A 22,281-nucleotide genomic window follows, 5' to 3' on the forward strand; every position below is an offset into this window, starting at 1 on the left:
CCACTTATTTTTTGCGAACAGTTTTATTTTAACCGTATTCCAAAAGTGCCCCACAATCGTTAGAGTATTTGTCTAACAATTATGGGGCACTTCAAAATCCATGTTTACCTTCAATAAGATTTTTAATTATTTAGAATTTCCTCTTGCAGCTTTTTTCGATTGAAAATGTAAACTAGTCAGTATAATGACAATTAATAAAACTACACCCAAAATAACTAACAAGAAAATCCATGTTTTATCATAAATCAAATTACGAGAAGATTTGTTAACTTTATCAGCCTGCTGCTTACTAATATGGTACTTTCCACTAAATTTCCAGTGGGTCTTCCCACTGGTTGCACTACCATTGACAACATATGTGCCCGCTTTAATCGGCGTCTGTTTCTGATTAAATGCGACTGGAACTGTTGAATTTGGTGCAATATTCTTGTACTCTTGGTCCGCTTGAAGTGGTTTCAACCCAAGATGGAAGAATTCAGCAATTCCTTTTCTTTCAACTGTCATATGCACAGATACATTTTTCATGAGCCCAGGCTGATTATTTGATAAATTAGCATAAAGATACGGTTGTTGATTAGTTGCAGCTGCTGAAAGTCCCTTAAGTATTAAAACGCCACCTACTGCTTTATTTGTCTCAGTAATGTATACCGGAACTGAAACAGCCTGACTTGAGTCTCCACCCTCAAAAAATCTATAGCCGCCGAGAATCAATCCGGAAAAACGTTCGTTGGGAATATTGATTCTTAAGGCAATATCTTTTGTTTCTTGTGACTTGATTTTTATTGTTTTTTGATTACGAGCATCAGCAATATCCCCGGCAAATGAATACTTTAAATCGTTTTCCCCTCTTGGGACAGGTCGTTCGTAGATAATCTGTCCTGTACTTGACGTTGTAGCATTAGTAGGCTGAATAGTTACTGTCTGTGAACTGTTATCAAAGTTTGTAATAGAAAATTTCAAAACACGACTTTCACCCGGTTTTACAATCAGCTGAAATTTGTTTGTTACATCACTGTTTTCAATTAAGGGCGTAACTGTCAGACTACTTATATCTGCGTAAGTCTGAGTCGGATTAATAATCAAGATACCCAACATCAACAAGAAGCCCAAAATATTAATAGTGAGAATTCTCTTTAAAGCGAGGTATTGATTGATTTTCATTATCTTTGTCTCCGACGATTACCTGCATTCTTGCTTTTAGAATTTCTTCTACCCAGCCAGATACCCAAAACCAACAGTAGTATAACTAATAGAACAGCTAATAAAATCCATAACCACAAATAATTAGGTTTAAAGCCCGCTAAGTTGTTGATTCTGCTTGCTTGATCATTAGAAATTGTAAAGTCACGTTCAAAGTGCCAAGTCTTAACACCTTGACTTTGACCAGTCCAACTCAAGTGATATTGTCCTGGTTCAATTCGATTCTTGCCCCACCCAATTGCATAGTTAAAGGTAGAGTTAGGTGCCATGCTAACATTTTTTTGGTTTTGGCGATGAAGAACCTTAGACTCGCCCTTCTTTGTTATTTTGGCCTTAACATCCATCGTTCTCAAATATTTTGGTTTCACATTTCTTGTTTGAACAAGAACGGCAGGATCGCCACTATTAATACCAGGCTTAATCGTGCCTAATTTAATATCGGGTTGTACACCAGAAATATTTTGCACATTAGTTAAATAAATTGGAATCGCATATTGATAATTATTTCTTAATAATGTGCCGTTGTCAGTGACATTGGTATTTGCGTTATAAATTGTGGCAGTGACACCACCATAAATCTCACCATTAAAGGGCTGATCTGGTGCTTTAATCTTAAATGAAATATAACCACTTTGGTGTGCCTTCATTTTTACACGTAAATTCGTTTTGCCAATTGCTAGTTGATTTTTCAGATTATACTTTAATGTCGGCTCTTTGGGTATTTTAGCAGAGTCGAACACAGATGTTCCGTTATCGTTCGTATAACCAGTATTCAATTGTGCAAACATCGTTCGTGCTTTATCCGCTTTATTTTCAACTCGAAGATTCAAATCTTCAGTTTGTCCTGGTTGGAGATATAAATTAAATATGCCTTCACTATTTGGTAATTGTGACTGTGGTGCCTCTGGTGTTACTACAAAATCCGTATTTGCCGCCTCAATTTTATTCTGTGGCAACAACAGATACGTAGCCATACCAATTACAAAAATAAATATAACTTTCGAAATTTTCTTCAACGAATGCATCTTCTTCACCCTTCAAAAACGAAATAAAAAAAGTCGAGAATAAATATCCCCGACTTTTTTATAAACCTAGCTTAAAGATTAGTGACCTGGTGTTAAAGTCCAAGTCAAAGCACTAACATATGTCTTAGCTTGAGCTTGTTCTGGAATATCCAAATGGATAAACTGTTCATTTGCACCACCAAGAGAAATCTTAGTACGACCCTTAGATGTTGTAGCATCTAAGAAAGTCTTAGCAGCTGCATTACTTTGATATTTACCACTATTCAATGTAACACTGTTACCAGGTGCAGGTGTAAAAGTACTATTGATGCCATCATCAAAGGAAAGATCGAAGTTCTTCTTCCAAGCATCAGTTGAAGCAGCATTAGCAGCGGAAGCGTTATAAGCATCACTGTTACTGTTACCATCTTCAAATGGATTAACGCTAAGCTTTAATTGATAACCGGCACCAGTTGCAGTTTGTTGAGCAGTTGTACGTGCATCAGTAATTTGCAACAAGCCACGTGCATTACCATCATTATTAATAACACTCTTGTTATCAACTAAACCAACAGTTGATCCAGCAACACCATCACCAAAATCAAAATCTGGTACGGCATCAAGCGTTAAAATACCACTCTTAACGTTTACATATGCTTCAGAATTAGCAGTAGCAGTACCTTTGTCTTCTCCACTTGAAGCAACAGCACCCATCTTTGCATCACCAGTACTTGGATAAGCTGCGACAGTACCATTAGGGCGATCTGACAAATCAATAGTATTCCAAGCAGTACCATCAGCCTTAGCACCAGTTGCGGCAAATGTTGCTGCTGCAGGAGCCAATGTACCAGCAGCGGCTGCTAATACAGCTAAAGAACTAACTAAAGTCTTTTTGTTCATTTTCATAATTCTTTCCTCCCATAAATTTATAAATAGTTTAGCCTTTCGGCCAGTTGACTCATTGCCAACTTACAAAAATTATTATAACTCCTGTTTTGATATTTGTGCGCCAACTTTGAAAAAGAATTCTTTCAAAAGTTGAAGTTAGTATGAAGTTATTATGAAATCTTATAAGCTAGCAGTTTTGCGAAATACGATCATACTTGATCCAAGTACCAACGTCATCCCAACGATTGGTAACCAAATATTAACGTCATCGCTAGTTTGCGGATATTGCGCGTTTGGATTGGTTGACACATTAAGACTTGGGGTTTGGGGAACATAACCAGTATTAGTATTCACAACATTGCCACCAGTACTATTACCACTAGATGGATTCTCCTGGCCCGGGTTCTCGTTTTCACTATTCCCACCAGTCCCATTGTTCTTACTATTATCAGCTACGACAACTTGTGCTGACGACTGTCCCTTTGCGGGCCCTTTCTCAGATGCTGCAACCGGTAACGCACGTCTCACCTCGTTTCCGTTGTAGTCATATCCAGAACCAGCCCACGCAACGGTGTACTTGGCGCCAGCTACAACTGCGAAAATGATGGCTGTGACGATTCCAATACCCACTAACTTTTTCCAGATAGGCCGTTTCTTAGAAACAGATCTATTTTTCATCTCATACGACCCCTCCCAAATAGAAGTGACATTTGAAACCTTCGTACAAGTTATATAATACCAATTTCGTTTACAAGAGCGTGCCAACTTTAATAAGGAATCTTATCTAAATGTGAAATAAGTATGAACTTTTCATGGCTTTTTTAGTGTAATTCTAGTTTATAAATCGCGATGCCACGCTGCTTATCGGAAGCCAATGTAGTGAAGTCAAATTTACCAAACAAATGGTTGACGCGATCCCAATCATCCCCATCAAATGAGGACAGCATACCGTCAATGGCTTGAATCTCATGCTTTTTCGCCAACTTGATCAATGTTTGGAGGGCTAACTCAGCCAAGCCATGATTTTGATAATCAAAGAAAGCTAATTTAGAAGCAGCACCTAGTGTTTCCAAGACTGAGATATGCATTTTTTTATCCCAGGGGTCATATTCAAAGAGCAATTGGTTTTGATACTCTACCTTATTATTATGGTAGTGATCGATATTTTCCAACGGTGTGTACACATAAATTGAAGCTGTTTTGGAGGTCTTACTCGTTCCCGTGAAATCAGTATAAACGATATATTGTGTTACTTTGTCTTTTGGATCGGTTTGTGGTTGATCCATCGTCTCCAGAATCGTTAAGCTTGGATCCTGTTCAATTGCTTTAAGCCTAGTTTCATATGCTTTTTCTAAGGCCGTTTCTTGATACAACACAGACGCATCCCTTCCTTTTCAAGTCCGCTTCAATTATAACATATCCATTTTTCAGAAATTAGTTCTAACCTATTTTTAAAGAGTTAATTCGTAATAAGCTTCCTTATTATGACTATCCAATGCAAAGTGTGATAAATCAACCGTATATCGGTACTGAAAACCAAGTTTCGTGAGTAACTTAATAGAAGCTTGATTTTCTGGGAACACGCCTGCCCAAACGGCTTGTAAGTGCTGTTCTTTATAATAGGTAAATAATCTGTTTAAGCTGTGATACATGATGCCGAGACGGCGATAGGTCGCATTCATTAGGAAGCCAAGTTGAATTTCGGTTTCATCTATTAAAGGTGGCTGTCCTTTGAAACGCGGCTGTTGTTCGATCAGGCCAACGACCTTAGCTTCTGATACCCGCTCAATAGCCAAAGTTTGCGCGTTGATAGCATTTTGCAGCCATTGTTTGGCTTGTTCCATATTCTGTGGGCGTGGCTGGCCGCCCATTTGTTCATTTAAAGGATCGCTCAAAATTGCCCAGTAGTCCTGGATATCCGTTGGTTGAAACGGTCGAATGCGTAAATCATCGACTAATAGTTGTTGAAATTCCATAAAATTTATCCCTCGAATCGGTTTAAGTCCTTACTCAAAAAAGTATACAATAGGAGAGAAAACTTTTTTAAGAAAGGTTGCTTGTTTATGTATCTACTCAAACAAAGTTTACCAACACAGCAGGAAACACCAGATCATGCGCCAGCATATCTTCAAGGTTATGTGCACGAACCAAATCCGGAGATCGACCGTCAAACTTATCCCGGTATCGTCATTATTCCTGGTGGCTCTTACACGCACATTCCTGAACACCAAGCCGAAATATTAGCTCAAGCTTTTTATGCTCAAGGCTATCAAGCTTTCTACTTGCGCTACCACTTTATTGATGAAAAAGCACCCTTGATGCCAGCACCACTGGTTGACGTAGCCAATGCCATGCATTATCTTTATGAGAACAGCGACGACTTAGCTTTAGAGGCAAATCGCATCGTTGTGGCCGGATTTTCTGTAGGTGGTCAAGTTGCCGCACTTTATGGCGACTACTGGGCTGCCAAATGGCTGGACGAACAAACGGGTACCACTGCTGATACACGCAAACCGGCCGCTTTAGTCTTAGGTTATCCGGTAATCAACCTTAAAGCTGGGTTCCCTAAGGAAAAATCAGATGCCCTAGCTATCGCTGATGACTTGGACGCCTATGCAGCTGATGAGCACGTCAACAAACAAAATCCACCAACATTCATCTGGGTCACAAACGATGATCAAATGGTCCCAGTAAAAAATAGTTTGTTATATGCCAATGCTTTGAACCAACATGGTGTGCCCCAAGAATTACATATCTTTGATCACGGACCACATGGCCTAGCTTTGGCGAATGCCCAAACGGCTTGGCGAGAAGGTACCGACCTGCCCCATGTGGCCAAATGGTTTGAGTTAGCGCAAGAATGGCTGTTTAACACTTTAACAACGGAATAATATTTTTGATTTAACGGAGGAAGTCTAATGAATTTTTTTGTCACAAACAGTATTGGTAATCAATCATCTGGTATCGAACATGCCATGATCAAACGGCTGAATTTATTTTTGGCTCATGATGAAGGCGCAGCGATCGTTTCAACCATGTACTATTCTCGGTTTCACTATGACTTTAACATTAACGGCTTAGAAGATGCCCGTTCATTTAATATGTTTGATTACTTTTTAGGCACACTGAATGCCCCTTTTAAAACCAATACACTAGAAGACTTCTTGAAAGCTGAGCAGTTGCCTAAACCCAAACCACTAGGCGAAGAGCGGTCAAATAAAGATTATATCGTTACCGGTTACTTGGCCCAATATCCAGATGGCAAGCAGGCGATGATTCGGGTCGACAAGGAAACAAACCAATTGGATTCCGTTGCTTATGCTGATGCTAGCGGCAAATTATTAGAATCCGACGTTTATGACTACCGCGGCTTCAAGTCGATTCATTTTGATATTGATCAAAATACTGGTCGCATGAAAGCGCAGACCTATCTAACACCTGATGGCAAAAAGCCGTTGAAATTTTTCTATTCTTATCATAAAAATCAGGAACAAATGAATCGTGTGGCCTTGGCTTGGCACGACGAAATGCGGATTTTTAGTAATAACACTGGGATAGAACAATATTTCTTTGACCTCTTGAACAAAGAGCACGGTGAAAATAATGTCTTCATTTCTGATCGTTATGAGGTTACTCCCGCTGTCGGCGCCATGAAGACGAAAGCACACAAATATGTTTATCTTCACTCTAACTTTACGGTGGATCCCGATGACCCCAATGATAAGCGGCTAAATTATAATTATGCTTATGGGATTCGCCACAATAACTTATTTGATGGCTTGATCGTCCCCACAGAAAAAGAAAAACAGCAGCTAGACGATCGATTCCACTTCAAGCATCCCGTCTATGCTGTGCCTAGTGGCTACATCGATGCCGATATCAAAAAGGTCCCCATTTCTGATCGTAAAGCTGGTCAATTAGTCGCTGTAGCAAGAATTGCCCCTGAAAAACGTTTAGACCAAATCGTCCGGGCTTTTGCCATCGCCCACAAAGCTGTCCCTAAGGCAACATTAGCCATCGTTGGCATGTACGCAGATCAAGCTTCTTATAATTCATTGAAACAAACCATTATCGATAATGATGTCGCCGATAGCGTCTACTACACCGGCTATACCAATCAAATGGACCAGATTTACAATGACAGTGTTGCCTTGGCCTGGACCAGTCGTGGTGAAGGCTTCGGACTGGCTTTGATCGAGGCTCAAAGTCATGGTGTGCCTGTCATCGCCTATGACATCAATTATGGCCCCGATGAAATCATCAATGATGGTGAAAGTGGCTATCTGGTGGAAATCGGCAACGTCGAGCAATTAGCTGAAAAGATGACTGACCTCTTAAAGGATAGCTTCCTTCAACAAAAACTCAGCAATGGTGCCTATGAAGCAGCTCAGAAATATACTGCTGACAATGTTTGGCAGAAGTGGCAAGTTCTTTTGAAAGATGTCGCTGATAAACAAAGCGAGACAAAAGGCGCTTAAAACTAAAGCGTAATAAAGCGCGTTTAGTTAGAAAAAATTTCATTACACATTGATATGCATTTCCATATTCCAATTAATAAGTCGAATTTCAAGGCAGGGCAGCCTAAATTGCCCTGTTTTTTTATACTTTTTTTAGCTTGAATTAGTTAAAAAAGGATAGATAAATCAACATTTTTAAATCTGAATATAAGGAAAAATAGTGTGCAACTCAAAATTGGTCTAATTACTCAAATGATTTAACTAATAAATAATTGATTATTTTAAATTGAAATAATTTTATACTTGTTATTTTAAAAAAATAACTTTATTTCAAAAATAATTAGGCTATACTTAAACTAACATATTATTATTTATTTTATTTTTGGGATGGGGATTATTATGACTAGAGTTAATAAATGGCTGGTTCTACTATCTTTGAGTTTATCGATCATACTTTTAATTTTTAGCCATACCAATATCAACTCGATTCACGCTGCACCCACAACCCAACAAGTCGGTATCAATAATAAAGCCAATTATAAGTTGGCACCGCCAAAGTACCCTGACTGGCTGCTCAAAGCTATTGTAGGCACCAATTACACGCCAGACCAATATCTGGCGTTGCCTGATGCTAAAAAGCAAGCGATACAAGCCTATTTACATCCAACGCAATCTAAGTTAGCGTCAAGCCTGCAAAGTCAACTAACCAAATACCCGAGTACCAAGCAAGCTGATGATAACAGCGACACTGATACTTTGAGTCCCTTATTGATCGCATCCGCAAGTACACATTTAGCTACGGCTAGTGCTAATGACACTACGAATGCCACAGCTGATGTTGAAGCTGCACAATCAAATATTGAAATTGTACTACCCAAAAGTACTAATTTCCCGAATTTCAGTGATGGCGATTTTAGTAATCTAATGCCATACAGTTTTACTTTAGATCCTAGCTCTGAGTTAACTTCGGACGATTATCAATTTACTTCGGCGTCTTACAATGCTAGCACCGATGATGTCACTCTGGACTTTTCAATCACATTTTCTGGCATACAAAAATTAACACCGGAAGGTAAAAAATTAATTGTTGATGTCACTAACGGTTCTAGCGCAACAACTAAACTAACCGTTAACGTTTGGCGAACTTCGATTCAACGACCCTCCGTCACTTTAAATGTAGGAAATGGGTACCAACTACAATATATGTTTAATAATTACTATACCGGAAATCCAACTGCTATTTCTCACACCACGCCAACAAATAATGCCATTGATATTCCAAATTTCAACATGCTTACACCTGATGGCAAACGAGTTTATTCTCTTTTTAATGATGTAAAGGCTACGAAAATCGATACATTTTATTTACCTACGACATCCGCTTTAATGATGGGTGATTTTAAACAAAAGGCAATCGCCCCAGCAACTGGGTCAGATTATTATCAACTTTACAAATTTGATCAAATTAAACATGTCCATATGTGGCAAGATTCTAGTGATGTGACCAAGATTCACCTAGAATATGATGGCTATTTTATAAAAGGCTTCGGGTCTCATACTAACCCCATTACAATTCATGTTAAAAATACGTTATACCCCAACAACAATGGCGATCAGATGGCTATGACCGAACAATTAACAAATAAAACCAACTCTGGGGCCACTGCGGCAGATAACGATTTAACTGGCATCTATTACGCACGACAGTTTGACACCCAGATGGGGCCAGATAATAATCGACGCGATGACGTACCAATCTATTATGCCAATCAAATCACAACCGGGGTCAACGCTGGTAAAAATACTGGCGTCTATTTCCGGTCACCCTCGTTAAATTCCCCCTATGTGATGAATTTCAATTTTGATTATCCTAATGCACCTGATGGCTGGCTAGGGACTCACTGGATTGCAAATCTACGGTATACTGACAAAGGCAGCGCACTTTTGGGAAGTTCAGATTTCATCAATACTTCCGGTCGTTTGTCATTTAGAAGTAATATCCCGCCTTTTCAAATTTTCAGCGGTCCTGATGATCCTGGTGAGAATTCATCTTTCCATACGCCCGATACGTTAGCTTTTGGGAATCCGAATAGTACTGGGGATATTAGCGGTGGTGATTATGACTCGGCAATTGATATGAAATGGTCCCGGAATCGAGTAGGTACTTTCTCGCCGAATACTACTCAGAACATTGCATTTAATGGTGGGCTTAGCAATATCTACGCCCCTACAATTCGTGCCGATAGTTATTTACGGGTCAAGCCTGATGCAACTTCAGTAACGATCAATGGTACCGCGTCAGATATCAACAGTCCTAACGTGCATATCTACTATTCTATTGACACCCCAATTGACCGCGGCAATCCACCAGCTGAAAGTTCTAGCAATAAGTTGGCTTCCGTTTCCTTTGCTAATGAAACGGTCCCCCACTCAGAATACAAGAGTTTCAGTGGTAAGATCACAGACGCTGCAGAGGTGGCTAAACTCAAAGACGGTCAAACCCATCATATTTATCTGTACGCTTATGACACGACTTTTCAAACTTCAGATAGTTCTCTACAAGACTATAATCAAGATGTTGTTTTACTATCAAACGTCTTAAACATTCCTGTTAATGAACCGGCTCATGTCAGCCTACATTTTAGAGACAGAGCAACTGGAGCGGATATCATTGATCCGGTTACGAAGCAAGGCTACGTGGGTGATACTTATAACTTCAATAATGGGAGTCCAAACACTACCACTACTACTTCAGCAACAGACCTTTTAGGTAGTCCGCCGGCTTATTTGAAGGATAAATACACCTTACTTAGCGATACTGCTGATTTACCAACCACTGGTAAAGGGACACTAGCACCTGATACAGATGGCTCTCCAATGAATATCAACTATTATTACAATGACAGTGGCTACGCCCAGTTCACTTCATTCCCCACCAAACTCTACTTTGGTAAGCATCCAACTTCACTAAGTATTGGCGACTATCACATTGTTCGCATGGATGGCCCTGATTTAACTGTCAAAGATACCACCGCTGACCACAAGTTCACTGTCCAAGCAAAAGTTTCTAAGCATCTGACTAATGAGACAGATGCCACCAAGACCATTCCAGACGCTTTAGGGTATCAAAATAGTGACAAAACGATCACTTTAACACCGACAATGGTTTCCGTTTATGCCAATACTGATGCTGCCAGTAATGTGGATCTTTCTAACAAGTGGTGGCCTAACGTTGCCAAAGCTGACCGTACTGCTGACAATCAAAGCAGTGGTCCAATCTTACGCATCACGAAAGATAATCGTAGTGACTTGAAGGTTGGGCAATACGCTGGTGAAATCGACTGGTCGCTAACCCGCTCAGAAAACTAAATTTATATAAATATTTTGTTGCAATCAAATAGTTGTTTGGTTCCTTAAAAATTAGGAATCAGACAACTTTTTTGTTTTAAAAAAATCAATCATAGTCTAAAGTAATTCCTTGTAAAATAAATATTTTGTTTTTTTAGATTCCAAATAATGTTTAATTATTTTAAAATAAAAGCAAAAATAAAATCTTACATAAATTAAACAATTCATTTTATTATAAGTATCTTTATAAATTTTGCAGATAATTATAAAATTGGTATGTTATAATTTGGAGTAGTTTAAGTAGTAGTATTTGCTTGATTTTCTGGGGGAGATATACCTAATGCATCTAGTAAAAATAAATAAACTTCTCATGAAAATAAATAAATGTCCTTTTGCCCACAAACTAGTTATTCTGGGTCTGTTTGTGATATTATTCACCTTGCTGGCGCCAACAAGTGGTGCGCACGCTGAAACTTCGTCCAAAGAAGTCGACAACACCTCGAGTACACCACCACTAGACATGCGCCAAAATCCCGATACTGGACTTCAGTACACGCCTAGCCAAGGTATTCGAGCTGCCACCGGCGTACAAACAGACCAGCAAACGGATGGGGCACCAGTAGTCAAGATGAACGGTTCTGATTTTGACAGTTCCAGTGAATCCACTGTGTTGATTCGGCCTTATTTGACAGCAGATCAAAAGAGTAAGGTGCCTAAAAATAGCATGGATACTGAGCCTTGGTTTGTCATAAACTATCTTGATACCAACGGTAAAAAACCCGGGTTCATGAGTTTCAGTGACTCAAACGGTTTAGGCGGTTTAGATGGTGCTCGTAACTTTAAACCTACTAAAAATGAGAATGATAATAGTAATAAAATGGTCCAAACTAATTCTAGCAATGGGAATAGTACCTGGAAGCTAGATACCGCTAGTAATAAGAACTACTCAGGTGGTTACCTAAATATTGCTGGTAACGTCCCTATCTATGTCAAAATTCAGCCAGATATGAAAGCATTGATGAATCTTTTTAGTGGTAACTATGGTGTTATGGTCAAAGTTCAATTGCCACCTGACGTCGATGTCAAAGCATTTACCAATACCATTGATTGGACTCAATCTTATTTTAACTTAAAAATTACTGGACTGGATAGTAACGTCCAAAAAATTGCGAAGGCTATGAACTTTCCTATGCAATTCGACCATCATGTTTATATGGATCCTAATTCTGACAATACTTTTTACTTAAAAGTCAAGGGAATTCCATATCGTATAGATTCTGCAGATGGTGTTCTCAGTTCAACAGCATCCTTTCACATCTTATCACCAGATCAAGATTTAACCGATTATCGTAATAACGTCACTGCAGATGGTACATCAGTTTTGCCAGACAATGATGGCAATCCTGTAACTGCTAGTCAAGGAAAAGCTTGGCAACCCGATCTATCTAATCTTGGCTGGCTAGCGGAACTTGCTTCCCCTGGAGGTGCTGCTTCTAAAATTAAAATGCTAGGCTTTTCAGCAGCACTGATTAACGGTATTCAGCCTTATTACGATACAGGTTATGGAATACTAAATAGTACAATCGCAAGCTTATTCCAGAATTTAACCTCCAGTGGCTTTGTTGGACAAGCTTCAATCAACTTTAACTTTGACATGTCCAAGTATACAGGTAATTCAGGCAACACAGGTAACAACTCTATCTCCTCAGAAACTCAGAGTGCCCTCAAATCCCTAACAGCTGGTCGGCTTTTTCCAAGTGCTAAGAGTGATGGCTCTTTCAATGATAGTAATGGTAATGGATCATTAAAAATATCATTATATGGTAGTGATCAGTTGTATGATCCATATAAAGCATTAACTAAGTCTAAATATACGGGTAAACCGCCTATGGGTGATCGCTATAAACCTTTAGGAAATGATCCAACAACTGATCGCAAAAACTCAACTCAACATGATAAGGTAACCCGTTGGTGGGGTAACATTTGGCAACGGGAATCAGATTCAGGTGATCCTGACCCCACCAAAGATAAACTTACGTATAATTTTGATTATGATCCAACTAAACTGCCACAACTGGAAGCAAAGAAATCACTTACCAAATGGCCGGGTGACATGCCGATGGACTATGCGGTCATTCAAAAAGACCAAATTGACAAGGGGACGGCTTACCCTGTTTATACCAACTTCACATCTTGGAACGACTTTATTGTGCCCTTTGACAATCTCTTTGCAGACGAAAAGACCGACCGCAACTTAGTCTCACCGAATGCCAAGGCACCGTTGACGGATTCAATCAATTCTCGACGTGCTGCTTTAGATTTTGGTAAAGATGGGCTTTTGGTCAACAACAATCCAACATATAACTTAAGTGATGTCAGCACCCCCGACACCTACACTTTTAACGATGTGTCGAATCGCTTAGACGATTACAAAGAGGGCCTAACCGCGGGTGTCACGCCAAAACGGTTCACCCAAGTTTATCGTTATTTTGACAGTTCTGGGCATGTGAATCCAACTCAAGTCAAACCGACCGACAGTGATGCCAAAAACATTCAGATCACAGCTAAGAATCCTAAAAGTACCAGTGGCAAAACTCCTGACAAAAGTGCCCCAAGCGGCCAAAGTGACTCAACACCTTATGACGTCAATGGTACCGACAAAGTTAGTCAAATCAAATACACCGGTATTAATACAGTAACGGGAATTCCGCTACTAGATAATCAACTGAATATCAGCCAAGATTCAAGGCCTACACTTGACCTAGGATTACCTCAATTTTTAGCTTTAACTAAAGATAAACTAAAAGATAAAGAAAACGGTTATGTCTATCAAGGTACAATTTATGATCCCTTTGCCGATAATGCTAGTAAGCGCTCTGGTACAAATCCGAGTGGTCAAGATACCTTTGCCTTTTTAGGTTATGGTGATAAAGACTATGACGCAATAGGCGCTTGGGTCTTTAAAAATATTGGTACAGCTAATGGGGCCATCCCCGTAGCTACGAAGAATGGTGCTAGTGAGGTCCACTTTAAGGTACATTTATATGCCCAGAAAAGTTCATCTGACACTGGTGAGGTCAAAACTGGTAAAAATGGTCTTGTCTCTGATATTTACATTCCCATCAATGCTGATAATTCTTTCGGTATGATTACCACACGTTTGCGGCGTTCTGGATTGCTTGTTGGTGGCGCCACTAGTGATAGTAGCAATACCAATTACAGCGTCGCCGGTTATGATCCTGATAAGGCTGATATCAATAAAAATAACGATGTAACCAATGAATCCATGTACAGTGTGAGTGATACCACACCTACTGAAAAATTGACGGTCAGAAAACGTTTTACAAGCAATAATGGTAAATATGAATATACGACTCAGCCGGTATTTGCGACTAATCAAGTGATCCATGTCAAAACCACAATCACCAACAAAGGTAACACAGAAGTGACAGATCCAATAGTCATGATACCTAAGCCTGGTAGCACTGTTCAAGATACAATGAATACTTTTGCCGATATCACCGATGTCAAAAGCTCAGCTGGTACTGCTTCTTCAATACAACAAAACGATTTTGTTGGTAATCAGTTTGCCATTTATCAACTCAAAGGCGCAACCTTGAAGCAAGGTGATACAGTCACTTATACCTATAACTATAAGATTTCTGATATCGATAAATTCACAACAGATACCTTGACTTTAACTGATGTTATCCAGCGTAGCGATAGATCAGCTACCCTAGGGCAATCTAATACCGTGACGTTGCGTAAGACTGTTGCCCCAACTATTTTATCGGTCCCTACTTTGGACTTTGGGCAACACAAAGTCAGTACCGATACGAACTTTAATTTGACTGATGCTAGCAAAAAGCAGGCTCAATTAATGATTTATAACCCAGCCAGCTATAAGGGCAATTGGACCTTGAGTGCACAACTGTCGCCTTTCAAACTCAATGGTACTGATAATGACCCCGAGATTACTAATAACTTTAAGTTAAATCTGGGGCAGCCTAGTCTTTACGACGCCGATAAGTCGGGATCTGATGAAGCCTATAATTTAAGTGATTACTACACAGGTCAAACTTTACAACAAATTGAAACGTACCATACGAGTCAAGAGTTAACGTCAGATAATATTGCCCAAGTAGTTTATTATCGCGATGGTTCGATTGAGGATCAGACGGCCCCAACGAATCTAGTGTTAAATTATCAACCAGAGACTACTAGCACCAATAGTAGTAACAGTGATGATAGTACTGATGGTGAAGACACAAAATCTACCAATAATGTGACTTTGCGCTCACCAAATGTCCTAAAAAGTGGTAAATATACCGCAACAATGACCTATTCAATCACTTCTTCGTTAGAATAAGCATAATAAAAGCGACTGCAAATAAAATCTGCAGTCGCTTTTATTGTTTAAATAATTCAATCTTAAACGTGTTCCAAAAGGCAACGCCCTCACCTAACCACGAATCATTCAACTGAATTATCTAATTGCCAATCAATTGTGCCTTGATACTTATCAACTTTGATATTATTCGCAGGGTTATAAACCTGCAAAACCAAACTCGTCTTATCGTCTGCCAAAACATCATTACCCCGTCGCGAGGCAGGCACCGTGTACCAACTATCAGAGATATCATAAATATATCCACCGCCTGCTGTCGCTGAAACAGTATAGGATTGATTAATGACATCTTGTCCGTTCTTGTCACCTGGTGAAATAATTGGATTCAAGGATCTACTCAACTGAAGTGCTTCTTGATTCACTGTATTATTAAGACCATGGACCATGTGGTAATAAATGAAATAAGCTTCACCGGTAGTTAATAACGGATTCTCACTTTTTTCTGGTTTAAGTTGTGAGGCTTTCGCATTTAAAATCCAGGTTGAATCATTGCCACCATTAGTGACAACTTGCAGTTTATTTGAAGCATTATTTCGCGCAAGCTTGGTTGGCGCATATTGCCAAATATCCGTGTGCGGCTTGGCTCGAATCCCGTAATTGATTTCAGTCGGCACATTCAAAGCTAAGGTTATCGGTTTATAATGATAGGTCACCGTGTAATTCTTACTGGCTGGCAACGTGAAGGTGACGCGACCAGACGTCAGCACATCACTTGCCTTAAAATGATAGGCCGGCATCTGGTCGGAAGTGATCGTGGTACTCCCGACCTTTGCATAAAAGCCCGAATTAGTTGAATTTTCACCTTCGGCAACCGTTACATAAGCCAATTCATAATCGTGGATCAATTTAGGATATACAGAGACATTGTAGCGATCGTCTCGCTGCAGCAAATAATTATATGGATCCATTGTTGGTGCCCCGAAAAAGCTAATATTCCAAGGTAATCGAACGAATATTCCGGTACGATCAACTGGGAACTGCTTAGCGCCATTTTGATAATATAGCTTACTAACAGGCGGTCCGTCTACTTGATCCACCAGCTTTACGGAAGCCCCATCCCCCACTTGGAAAGTATGCTCTAAAATATTAGAACTGGCACCAAAATTATCTACTGCTCGAATCTGGATGATATAGCGCCCAGTATTCTTAGCAACATTGTACGGCAGATCCCAAGTAATGGTTTGATCATTAGCAGTTTGGCTAGGGTCACTGCCTAAAGGTCCATGATTTAAGGTACTATCATTCAATGGAAAGCCCTTCTCATCCGTACTTAATTTTCGCCACAATAATGCTTGATGAACGTAATTAGAATAGCCGTAATTAGGTACATCGCGTTTTTTCAATGCCCGCCAACCTTGATTATCAGAAACGGCTACCGTTCCATAGCCAAATCGCCCATCGTCAAATGGACCCCAATTGACCTTATTAATATCCTTATCATCTGGAACAATACGATATTGCATATTTGCTTGCCAAGCATTTTGACTATAAATCGTCCCGGCAAAATGAATGGTTGTATCGACGGCCGTATTGGTCTCCGGTGTTCTAGCCCAATTGAGCTTAGGCGGTTCCACATGCTGATTGACTGTAATAAAACTACCATTGACCACATTCCCGTTTTGAACATATGACGAAGAATTGGTATTACCCTTAAAATCTTGCGATGACCGCGCCGATGCGTTGTAGTAGACCTTAACGTCTTGGTTAAAGTGTGTATTCATAAAGGGTACAAATTGATCACTCTTAACGAAACCAACCTGATTATTGGCTATCTCAGTGGGGTCATGGTCCGCATCGGCAGTTAATGGCAGTAACGCCGTTGATTTATCATTCGTGATATCCGCATGATTAAAGAAATCAATAACCCGGAAGAACCGTTTTTGATTCTCTGAATTCGTCTGAACGCTAGCACTATCACTGGATTTTCCATTCCAACCATCAATTTGCGTAAATGTTTTAGGCGTCTTCGAATCATAAGTCATGTCGACACGTCTCGTATAAAAATTAGGCCCATCTAACGCCATATCGCCGGTATCTAAAGGATCATAGCGGCCATAAATCCGATCACCATGAAGAAAATCCCACCCTGTACCTGTCGTGACCCATTGCTGATCGGCTTCTTGGAACTCAGCTTCTCCCGTGGTCGGATCATTCTTATATTGGCCATTATTGTCTTTTTGTTGTTTGATGTTAAATGACTTTAAGGGATCATAAAGGCGCGTTAACGGATTTTGACTGTCAGCATCTCGTGCCTGAGTCACGTGATCGATCGGCGAGAAATAAGAACTCCAAGTACTTAAGTCTTGTTGATCCTTGGCATCTACCAGTGATCCAGAGGCATTATCATTCACAGCGGCCATATACCAGCCTTGATGAAAAGTCGTTGCCAAATACATTTTAGGGGCGCGCATATCATCATGCATATAAGCGCGATAATGCTGGCCCCATTTATTGTTATAGTTGGGTGGCAATGATCCTCGCGTCAATACTTTATTAGGCGAATCATCGGCCGCAGCTAAATAATTCGATTTGGTCTTGGAATTATCTGGGAAATAGGTCTGGTTAGCATTGATTTCATCGGTGCTCCAATTGCCACTATATCGCGTCATATCAAATTTAGCCCAACCAGATACGATACCGTTCAAATTAAAAATCCCCGTCATTCCAAGAGGAAACAGAATTCTAAGCAGCGTATTGTTAAACACTTGCCAAGCAACACCCCAAGCAGTCCCAGCTGCACCAGTGATCCCGTTAAATACATCTAAACTACCCTTGATAGCATCAATTAGTGGTTTGATCAAATCTTGTAACATAGGAATGTTAATAGACTCAATAAATCCGGTAATCTTCGTTAATGAGTTTTTCAAATTTGTCACGGCCGCTTGAATCGAAGCAATCGGAATATGATCATTCATTTTGCTGGGCTGCCAAGAGTCTGTTAATTTAACTCCGCCAATTGGTAAGTAGATCTTACTAGGATCTTTGGCATCCACCCCAGCGTATTCTGGATAAAATTGTAAAGGAAAAGACAAAATCCCCAGGTTAAAAGCACCTAGGACCCCATTAATCAGGGCATAGATTGGATCCGCTAAGTTACCTAAAAAAGCACTTGAAGGGATAAACGTATCCGATGCCCCGGTTTGGTTCCAATCTAATGATTTCAAAAAAGCAGCCGCATCAACACCATCGGGTAAACTCACTTGAACATGGGCCCCATAATTGCCCTTCTGATAATCACCATAAGCAGTTAGCAAGGGATCAATCAACAAATTGGCTGATTGCGGCATATACCCAGACATGACCACTTGCCCATCACGCCAAGGTGAATTCCCATTACTTGCCCGAATATAACCGGTATAAAAAGCACCTGGATCTGAAGTCGAAATCGAACCAATATGATATCCTGTCTGATAACGCAAACTCATGTTAGAAAGCCGATCATAGTTATTATTGTTGAAAACACCATCCCAGGGTTTGACTCGTGGAATCGTACGCACGGTTTTCAAATATAAGTGCGGCACATTGCTATTCGGATTTTGAATGGTCTCTACTTGATTGGTCGTAATACCAGCACTATTATCTTGCCCAAGGCGAGGATAATATTCGGCACCAAATAACTTCTTAGTCGTGTCAACTTCACCAGAAGTCGGTTCATAGTTATATTGAGACTGAGTGGCATAAACTGAATAACTTGCATTGGCGGCCATTATCTTAGCCGTATTGACTTGCGCATTGACCGCACTATCAATTTGCGGGTAACGGTTTACTAGTGAAGACAACATAAATAATGTGGCCATGACTTTGACAGCACTATCAGCATATTGTCTTTGGTCATCTGGTGTCTGTGTAAAAGTGCTAGCCAGTAAGCCTTTGAGATAGTTTTCCAAAATGCCAAGATTGCCCTTTTGATAAGCTGCGTCAATCTTCGTCTGTAACTCAGCTTGTTTATCATTCAGTGCTAAGTTACGTTGCTGCTGCAAGAACTGTTGAGCAGCATATTCTGTGCTGATTTTTGTTGGCTCATTTGCTTGTGCCTTTTCCGCCTGATTAGCCGTCACTAGCAATGTCAACATAAGAATAGCCACAAAAATCACTATATAACGGACTTTTTTAGATTGATCCACTCGATGCATCACTTTTACCTTCCCCCCAAAACAATTACGCTTATTTAAAGCTTGAATTGTAAATTCAAGAGATAAAAATAGGTCCTCAACAAATTTTTAGTAACTATTAGTCGGCCTAAGTATATCATTTTAATATTTAAAGGCTTAATAATTAGTACTATATTGAATTTAAGTATATTTAACCCATATTTATATAAATAAATTAATATAGATATGATGTCATCAAATGATACAAAAAAACAGCTGGCCCAAAATTAATACTTTGCAACCAACTGCTTTAATTTACGGATATTATATTTTTGAATTACGATAAGCCTATTTTTTTCGAAACTTATCAAGTGCTGCTTTAACCTCACCCATCGCTTCGGGCTTGATCATGCCCATCGCCTTAGGCACTATCGACATAAGATACACTGTATCTAATTTATTTTGATCGTGGCGTTGACTTACTTCATCGATCAACTGTGTCATCTGTTCTGTTTGGTCAGGCTTGGTCCGTTCCAAAACAAATTTTTTTAATTTATCTGTCTGTTCTGACATTTGATCACCTCCGCTTAATATTTTCGGGGCATGATATGACTATCCAAATAGCCGCCCCGTTTAATTTTAACAATCCCATAGGTCCCTAACAACGAATTTAGCTGATCTGTTGCTGTTGTCTGTGATTGCTGTGTATTCGTATTGCCAAATAGTTTTTTTGTCGTTGTGGGGCTTTGCTTTGAGTCAGCTGACGCTGATTTTTCATCACGATAAATTCTTTCCTGAACAGGTGCAAATTCATAAGTCAGCGTTATTTTACGAGCCAACAAACGTCCCCGGGCAATATCTTCATTAATATCTTCCAAAGCTTGGATACCATTGCCATTGGCGCCCGCTAAATAGCTTGGTAAATAATTCGCAGGATCATCGTCCAAAGTTAGCTGACTCTGCTGCCAATTAACCCGATATTCCCGAAAGGACTTAGGATAGCTAAACCGGTCATGCTTGGGATCCGTTGCAATCTTAGTACTGGCTAACTGATAAACCGAGCGCGCTTCGGTCGTCTGATACTTTGTGATCAAGGTCAATTGACGTTGGTAAACATAAGTTAATAACGCCCGATGAGAGCGGCCATTGCCATTGGTTGGTGCCCGATTCAAAGTATCCACTGCTTCAATAGGATCAGCGGTACCGACATCGGCCAATAGTTCTCTTAGTGAACCGACAACTTCACGATCGGTAATCAATAAAGATTGATCTAGATCCAATGCAAACCCAGCAATCGCTGTCGGCGGTAAAAAATAGATTGACGTTGAACTAGCCGTATTTGCCTGTCTCAAAGCTTGGTAGCCAGCACTTTGAAATCTTGTTACCGCAACATATTGTAATGGTCCCTGCTCGATTTCACTAGCTTGCGGCACACTAGCAATCGCGTGCTGCTGGGCTTCTGATAGACCACTACGTTGCCGCTTCAATGCCATCAGCGTATCAAAAGCCTTCGCTTCAGCATCGATTGCCGCTTGAACTTTAGCTGTTGTTTTTTTCTCTGCTGCTGTCACAGTTTGACTCGAAACCGCTAAATCTGCTAACTTGGCTTGAAAAATTAAGCTCTCATTTTGTCTTGCATTCAATTGCAAGGTTATTTGTTCAATTTGACTTTGAATTTCGGATAGTTGTTGATCAAAAGACTGCTCAATATCATTCTGTCGTTGTAAAGATTGTTGTAGCTGTTGTTGCCCGTTTTGTAGTTCCTGTGCATAATAGGCTTGCGTTGCCTGAGTTTGTGCTGCTGCCTGGTCTGTGCCAACTGCCACATTATCTTGCAACCGACGTAATTCGGCACTAGCTGTATTGACACGTTGCTGTAAATCAGCGTTTGTTTGTTGATTTGCGGTCAACTGCGTAGCCTTATTTTGAACCAATTTCTGACGTTGTGCCGTCAATTCCTGATAATGCTTCTCTAGGGCTGCCGCCTGTTGCTGGGCTTGCGCCAATCCAGCGGTTAATTGTTGTTGATATTCCGTCACGGCTTGACGTTGCTGCTGGTTTTGCTGCTGATCTTGTTGTAATGCTAATTGCGTCAGTTTGGTCCGCTGCTGGGCTTGTTGGTATGCCGCTTTAGCGGCCTCGAGCTTGGGGTCACTTACAGTTTGTTCTTGGTGCGCAATCGGGATAGTGGGATGAGGGATCAATGGCTGCCGGCTATAATCAGGCATGCCATCAGCCTGTGTTGCCGATAGATTCACGCCCAACGCATCAGCCAAAGAAGCACTAAATAGTAAAGGTTTCGGCTGGAAATTCATCAAATCTGTCGTTTTATCCTCTGCCATTGTGGCCCCTCCTTGATCACGTATTTATCTTCTTAAATTATACCGCGAATAATCTGTCTTTGCGCAGCAATTCAATTTCAAAAAACTTTTTATTTATAACTTGAGTGCGTCACTTACTGAAAAAAGAACTATAATGAGTCATAGAGGCGATTATAATGACTGATTTATCAGAAAAAATTATGACAAAGGGTTATTTAACTGCGGAAGATTCTGCAGATATTGATAACGGTGAAAAAGGTCAAGCATTATGTGATAAACTTGATAAAGAGTTGCATGATGCTGGGAAAGATCCATATCTAGCTTTTGAATTATTCGACTATGAAAATGGGATCATCAAAGGTATTATCTTCAACATGGATATCATCAAAACACGTGAAGATGCCATGGATAAGCTCTCCGAAGTATCCCACAATAAAGAAGTTAAAATCACACAACAAGCCGAAGAAGAAATCAACGAAATCGGCAAAGCTTAAACAGAGCGTGAGAATCATCGGGTAGTTTTCGAGCACCAACCTAGACTTGCGTGGTGGGGGAACTTTCCCA

14 protein-coding genes are annotated in these 22,281 nt (G+C 40.1%); 5 read left to right on the forward strand and 9 right to left on the reverse strand.

Annotated elements, in window-relative coordinates; translation table 11 throughout:
• Positions 1-126 precede the first annotated feature (126 nt).
• The 6 genes from ACNAN0_RS11205 to ACNAN0_RS11230 form a co-directional block, all read right to left on the reverse strand.
• The gene (locus tag ACNAN0_RS11205; RefSeq protein ID WP_416353318.1) at positions 127-1,161 is read right to left on the reverse strand and encodes a WxL protein peptidoglycan domain-containing protein; all 1,035 of its coding nucleotides are present in this window, start codon (positions 1,159-1,161) and stop codon (positions 127-129) included.
• Positions 1,161-2,174 (reverse strand): DUF916 and DUF3324 domain-containing protein, encoded by a 1,014-nt coding sequence (locus ACNAN0_RS11210; RefSeq protein ID WP_230914173.1) that lies wholly within the window; start codon positions 2,172-2,174, stop codon positions 1,161-1,163. The genes ACNAN0_RS11205 and ACNAN0_RS11210 overlap by 1 nt, the downstream gene beginning before the upstream one ends.
• Positions 2,175-2,303: 129 nt before the next feature.
• Entirely contained in the window at positions 2,304-3,110 is an 807-nt protein-coding gene (locus ACNAN0_RS11215; protein ID WP_230914174.1) for a WxL domain-containing protein, read from the reverse strand.
• A gap of 162 nt (positions 3,111-3,272) precedes the next feature.
• Complete coding sequence (locus tag ACNAN0_RS11220; protein ID WP_230914175.1) at positions 3,273-3,770, reverse strand: LPXTG cell wall anchor domain-containing protein; 498 nt, start codon at positions 3,768-3,770, stop codon at positions 3,273-3,275.
• Between the two features lie 143 nt (positions 3,771-3,913).
• Positions 3,914-4,465 carry a hypothetical protein gene (locus ACNAN0_RS11225; RefSeq protein WP_416354196.1) on the reverse strand — a complete coding sequence of 184 codons (552 nt, stop codon included), beginning with the start codon at positions 4,463-4,465 and terminating at the stop codon, positions 3,914-3,916.
• Positions 4,466-4,543: 78 nt separating this feature from the next.
• Entirely contained in the window at positions 4,544-5,068 is a 525-nt protein-coding gene (locus tag ACNAN0_RS11230; protein WP_416353319.1) for a GNAT family N-acetyltransferase, read from the reverse strand.
• Positions 5,069-5,155: 87 nt separating this feature from the next.
• Between ACNAN0_RS11230 and ACNAN0_RS11235 the strand changes: the two genes are divergently transcribed.
• From ACNAN0_RS11235 to ACNAN0_RS11250, 4 genes are all read left to right on the forward strand, one after another.
• Positions 5,156-5,983, forward strand: coding sequence for an alpha/beta hydrolase (locus ACNAN0_RS11235; protein WP_230914178.1), 828 nt, complete (start codon positions 5,156-5,158; stop codon positions 5,981-5,983).
• Between the two features lie 27 nt (positions 5,984-6,010).
• Entirely contained in the window at positions 6,011-7,570 is a 1,560-nt protein-coding gene (locus tag ACNAN0_RS11240; protein ID WP_416353320.1) for a glycosyltransferase, read from the forward strand.
• Positions 7,571-7,948: 378 nt separating this feature from the next.
• On the forward strand, positions 7,949-10,918 hold the full coding sequence (locus ACNAN0_RS11245; protein ID WP_230914180.1) for a hypothetical protein: 2,970 nt from the start codon (positions 7,949-7,951) through the stop codon (positions 10,916-10,918).
• A 349-nt stretch (positions 10,919-11,267) separates the two neighbouring features.
• Positions 11,268-15,266 carry a hypothetical protein gene (locus ACNAN0_RS11250; RefSeq protein WP_416353321.1) on the forward strand — a complete coding sequence of 1,333 codons (3,999 nt, stop codon included), beginning with the start codon at positions 11,268-11,270 and terminating at the stop codon, positions 15,264-15,266.
• A 104-nt stretch (positions 15,267-15,370) separates the two neighbouring features.
• On the opposite strand, the gene ACNAN0_RS11255 is transcribed toward ACNAN0_RS11250, so the two are convergent.
• The 3 genes from ACNAN0_RS11255 to ACNAN0_RS11265 all read right to left on the reverse strand — a co-directional run bounded on the left by ACNAN0_RS11255 (position 15,371) and on the right by ACNAN0_RS11265 (position 21,738).
• The gene (locus tag ACNAN0_RS11255) at positions 15,371-19,441 is read right to left on the reverse strand and encodes a hypothetical protein (protein ID WP_416353322.1); all 4,071 of its coding nucleotides are present in this window, start codon (positions 19,439-19,441) and stop codon (positions 15,371-15,373) included.
• A 303-nt stretch (positions 19,442-19,744) separates the two neighbouring features.
• Positions 19,745-19,969: a hypothetical protein gene (locus ACNAN0_RS11260; protein ID WP_416353323.1), complete on the reverse strand. Its 225-nt coding sequence runs from the start codon at positions 19,967-19,969 to the stop codon at positions 19,745-19,747.
• Positions 19,970-19,983: 14 nt separating this feature from the next.
• Complete coding sequence (locus ACNAN0_RS11265) at positions 19,984-21,738, reverse strand: hypothetical protein (protein ID WP_416353324.1); 1,755 nt, start codon at positions 21,736-21,738, stop codon at positions 19,984-19,986.
• 155 nt (positions 21,739-21,893) lie between these two features.
• Here ACNAN0_RS11265 and ACNAN0_RS11270 point away from each other — a divergent pair, with 155 nt between their 5' ends.
• On the forward strand, positions 21,894-22,211 hold the full coding sequence (locus ACNAN0_RS11270) for a hypothetical protein (RefSeq protein WP_416353325.1): 318 nt from the start codon (positions 21,894-21,896) through the stop codon (positions 22,209-22,211).
• Positions 22,212-22,281: the final 70 nt, after the last annotated feature.

This window comes from Agrilactobacillus fermenti (assembly GCF_047943045.1).
GTDB classification, from domain to species: Bacteria; Bacillota; Bacilli; order Lactobacillales; family Lactobacillaceae; genus Agrilactobacillus; species Agrilactobacillus fermenti.